Here is a 4,845-nt window from a genome sequence, read left to right as displayed (position 1 = left end):
ATGTAACGGTAATAGGCACCCTCTTCCCAGGGTTGGGACGGGGTAAAGACCAGGCTGCGGGTGCCCACCTCCAGCTTGCCGGTGACGCCGGCTTCGCAGCTGTATTTACGCTTGCCGTCTTCGTCATAACGCAAAGGGCGACCGGTGTTCGGGTCCAGCGCCACTTTTTCCACCCGGAAGCTGCCCACGTTGCAGGCATCGGTATTGTCAAAGACCACTGACTCTGCGGCTATTTCCCGGGAAAAATTCACCCGAATGGCGCGATCCGCCGGCATTGAGGGCACCGGGTTACGGTCGTCTTCCACCTTGCCACCCTGGCAGAAGCCATGGTTACCCGCTTCAATTTCCCAGTGCTCCTTGTCGGCGGCACAAGGGAAGCCCGGGTAACTGGTCAGCACCATGGGAGGCGCCGTGTCACCGACCCGCTCAGGCAGGGTGAAGGGCTCATTGACCGGGACCACGGCATTGCCGGCCAGGTCGCTGACCTGGGCGCTGACCATGGCGGTATAACTCTCGCCGAACGCCAGCGGGGTAGCCGGACGCATCACCAGGGACGCGCCATCCAGATACCAATCCACCGCCACATGGCTGCCACCCTGTTGCAGGCCGAAGGTTTCTCCGACGTTGAGAGTGGACGGATCCAGGGGCTCATTGAAGTTGAGGATAACCGCATCACCTGGGCGGGCGGTGAGCGCCGTGCCATCATCCTCGACGGCGGGGACCATGGATTGCAATTGCGGCGCAGTCATATCCGGCACCGGCTGCGGAGCATTTTCCTGATCCTCGTAGGACTTCATGTGGAAGCTGAGCAGACCAAAGGCCGTTTCCTGGCCAAGCACCTTCGGCTCCACAATGCCCACCGCATCGATTTCCATACGGCCGTCTTTCACCAGTGCCATACCGTTGAGCTCCACGTGCAGCAGGGTCTGGCTGAGGGCACCGTTGGCCTCCGGGTTTTCCGCCGTCATGGAGACATCCATGTACAGCTTCACCTGCTTGGGGGCTCCATGGGCATCGCTGTAGGGATTAGGCAGCAGGTAGCCGGAGGCATCGGACAGGAAGGTCACCGAGATGGCACCGGTGTCGATACCCGCCTCCACTTCACCCGCGACCTTGACGGTCACATTGCTGCCGCTAAGCAGGCTGTTACGAGGAATCCGCAACGGCGACACGTCCGGGTAGTTGGGCAGAAACGCCAGCTCCGCAAACACATCGCCGGTCTGCATGGTGGCGTCCTTGTCGCCCAGCAGGGTGGACTGGATCGGCACACAGTTCATGGTGGCGCCGGTGAGCTTGGCCACCAGGGCATCCGGGGCATTGCACGGGTCGGTTTGATCCTCACTGGCGCTCAGGGCTTCCTGCACCAGGGTAGCCCGGGGCATGGAATCCCGGGCGGCCCAGCTCTGCTCGAACCCGCCGGTCAGTTGGGCCTGATCCACACCCCGTACCGACGGGGTGAACTTAAGGGTGTACTGCTGCCCCGGGGTCAGATCTTCCAGCGGGTCGATGGTGACCGCATTGCCCTTGACCAGCAGCGCGGCAGGCACGGTGCCGCCCTGGTGCGCCAGCTCCACGGAGGCGCCATTGTCGATATCGCCATACCGGAGAGTCCCCGGATCGAGCATCTGGTTAAAACGCACCCGCAGAGTGGAAAAATCCATGAACGGCAGAGCGTCACCATCGGGAATGATCTGGCTGACGGTCAGATCCGGTGTGGCCATCTGGCTGGACATGGGGCCGTCCTGGCTGAGCCGGGTGACGAAATCCAGGCCACCATCCGGGAACACCGGGTTGCCCTGTTGCGTCTCAATGCCGTCGATCACCAGCCGGTAATGGCTGTGAGTCTGCAGCGGATTCTGCGGTTGCAGCGTGACGCCCCTGCCGCCATCCAGTGACGTGGGCGCACTCAGTGCAACCTGGTTGTCACCGGTATCCTCACAGTCATCGCCCAACTGGTCGCAGTGCAGCAGGGTAAAGTGGCTGGCATCCACTTCCATGGCATGAGAAAAACGCAGCACCAGCGGCGTTTTCGGCGACAGGTTCTGTTGCCCGTCATAAGGGTAACTGTAATAGACCTCGGCCTGCTGCCAACCGGCAATGGACGGAGTGTCGCCCGCATCACCGCCACAGGCGGCCAGGGTCGCGGCGGCTGTGGCCAGCCATAAATTTCTTGTTCTCATCGCCGATCTCCTAGAATTTCAGGGTGATAGAGCCGGAAAAGACGTGCACATCCCCTTCCGCTTCCACGCTTTCGTAGGGCTGCGGGAACGACGGCGAGCGACGGTCATAGAGATCGAAGGTGCGGTTTTCCAGTTTCTGGTACTGGTAGGCCAGATCCAGACGGACCGGGAATGCCAACACCGGCACCGACTTGTACTTGGCGGTGAGACCCAGGCCGAGGATCCACTTGTCGGTATCCAGATAGTTCACTTCCAGGGAACCGTCGGAATCCAGCGGCGATTCGCTGAAGGCCACCCCACCAGTGACCATGTAGGTGTCATCCAGATGGAATTCGCCACCCAGACGGGGCACCACGATGTCCTTGAATTCGAGACGATAGTCATCCTGTGCGGCATTGACCGCCTGATCTTTGATGGTGTCGCGCTCCAGTTCTTCCTCCAGCCGCGACCATTCCTGCATTTCCACGGTCAGGCCCACCCGCCAGCGGTCTCGGATGTAGGCCAGCCCGGCGGCATAAATGTTCGGCTGGTAGGAATCCACGGTGCTGATGGCCAGATTGATACCCGGATCCAACACGGTGCCGGGAATGGTGATGGTGGAATCCACCGTGGTGTTGGTATTGGAGTAACCACGGAAACTGAAGGCGGTCTCCAGTCCGTCGTACCAGCAATCATTGCCGTCAGCACAGAAGCTTTCGCCCCAGTCCATGTTCATGCCGAAGATCGGGCGGATGGAGGGCTTGGCGGACACATTCAGGGTTTCGTAGCTGGTTTCCCCGCCCAGGGTGGAGGTGGCCACCAGCTCGGCTTCCGAGTGCAGGGTGATGCGGGCGGACAGCCCCATGTCCAGACCGCGCCAGATTTGCGTGCCACCGCCCAGGTTGAGAAACAGGGGCTGGCGACCGAATTCGAAGTACTGTCCTTCAACAGAAGTCTGGGAATTGAAGGCCATCATTTCCTCACCATACTTCTCCACTCCCAGCATGAACCCCAGGTACATGGGGTGGTTGTAGCGGGTCAGCGAGGAGAGGTCGGTCTTCATGCCCAGCAGGGTGTGCTGGGAAGGCGAGTCCTGCAGGGTATCGCTGCTGCGGGGTAACGGCGCGGGACCACCCAGGCTGCTTCCGCGCAGCTCATGGTCTGCGTGCAACAATCCGGAGGTCAGCTCGCCCCGGTCGTCACGGGCCAGGTAGGCCGGGTTGTAGTAGGTGGCGGAGACCTGGCTGTTGAACAGGGACAGGGCCTGGGCAGAGGCCACATCCGAGGGCAACACCCCATAGGTGGTACCGATGTTGCCCATGCTGGCCATGGCCGGCGAGATACACACAACCCCAGCGCCCGCCACAACCGCAGGCAGCAGTTTTCGCATTGTCATGAAGCTCTCCAAAAAGACGCGCCCGAAACGGGACAGTTGTTATTGTTCAGATTGCATACACAGTTATGCGCGCAATAAGTTGGCATAAACGTACCAACTTTCATTCACGAATACATCACAGGGAATGTCTAAATCGTCACCAAAATTACATATATACACAAAAAGAAACGCTACGATATCGAAACACGTAGGTGGATGTTCGTAGCTTTTTCGAGGAAGTTAGGCCGTTTGCGGGACGCAACAGCCGACAGGTGGATCAGCCCTGGGGGGAATTCAGTCGCTCGGCACGGCGACGGGTCAGCACCATCACCGGGATCAGTCCCAGCAGTACCAGGGTTAGCGCTGGAGCTGCGGCCCGTTGCCACTCCCCTTCGGCGGTCAACTCGTAAATGCGGACTGCCAGGGTGTCCCAACCGAAGGGGCGCAGCAGCAGGGTAGCAGGCATTTCCTTCATCACATCAATGCCCACCAGTAACAGTGCCGTGAGCAGACCCGGCAGCATCATCGGCACATAAACCCGGCGTCCCACTTCCGCAGAGGATGCCCCCAGGGTACGGGCTGCCTCTACCAGGCTGGGACGCACTTGCTGCAAGGCATTTTCTACCGGCCCGAAACCCACCGCCATAAACCGGACCACATAGGCCAGCAACAACGCCGCCAGGGTACTGACCAGCACGATGCCCACACCAAGATCCGCCAACCAGCCTTCCACAGCGCTAAAACTGATCATGATGCCCACCGCCAACACCGATCCTGGCAGCGCGTACCCCAGGGTCGCCAACCGCACCGCCACAGACACCGAAGGCGAGGACTGATGCCGCTTCACCCAGGCCAGCCAGCCGGCCAGTGTCAGCACCAACATGGCGGCCATGGTGCCGAGCAGGAAGGTACGCCAAATCAGGTTGAGGAAACGGGCATCCACCTGCATCAAGCCATTGTCGATCACCCAGTACAGCAGACGACTGACCGGCAACAGGAAGGCCAGGAACAGTACCGCAAAGGCGAACAGGGTGACGCCCCAAGCCAGCCGCGGGCGGCTGCGCAAGGTCTGGCGGCCGCCGATCTCACTGTAGCGGGCGCGGCTGCGGCCACGCCGCTCCAGCCACAAAGCCACCACCACGAACAGCAATAACAGTGAGGCAAGCTGGGCGGCGGCCTGCAAGTTAAACAGGCCGTACCAGCTCTTGTAGATGGCCGTGGTGAAGGTATCGAAGTTGAAGATACTCACCGCGCCGAAGTCCGCCAGGGTTTCCATCAACGCCAGGGCCAGCCCGGCAGCAATACCGGGCC

3 protein-coding genes are annotated in these 4,845 nt (G+C 60.8%); all 3 read right to left on the bottom strand.

Going from position 1 to position 4,845, the window contains the following annotated elements; translation table 11 throughout:
- On the bottom strand, window positions 1-2,180 hold a 2,180-nt coding region (locus HUJ17_RS14385; protein WP_290511346.1), incomplete at its 3' end, for an Ig-like domain-containing protein.
- A gap of 10 nt (window positions 2,181-2,190) precedes the next feature.
- Window positions 2,191-3,555 carry an outer membrane protein transport protein gene (locus HUJ17_RS14380; protein WP_290511345.1) on the bottom strand — a complete coding sequence of 455 codons (1,365 nt, stop codon included), beginning with the start codon at window positions 3,553-3,555 and terminating at the stop codon, window positions 2,191-2,193.
- A 256-nt stretch (window positions 3,556-3,811) separates the two neighbouring features.
- Window positions 3,812-4,845: ABC transporter permease subunit (locus tag HUJ17_RS14375; RefSeq protein WP_290511344.1), on the bottom strand; the 1,034-nt coding region annotated here is incomplete at its 5' end.

It is taken from the genome of Alcanivorax sp., from assembly GCF_014762765.1.
Taxonomy (GTDB): Bacteria; Pseudomonadota; Gammaproteobacteria; order Pseudomonadales; family Alcanivoracaceae; genus Alcanivorax.
This window is presented reverse-complemented; position numbering and strand designations above follow the sequence as displayed.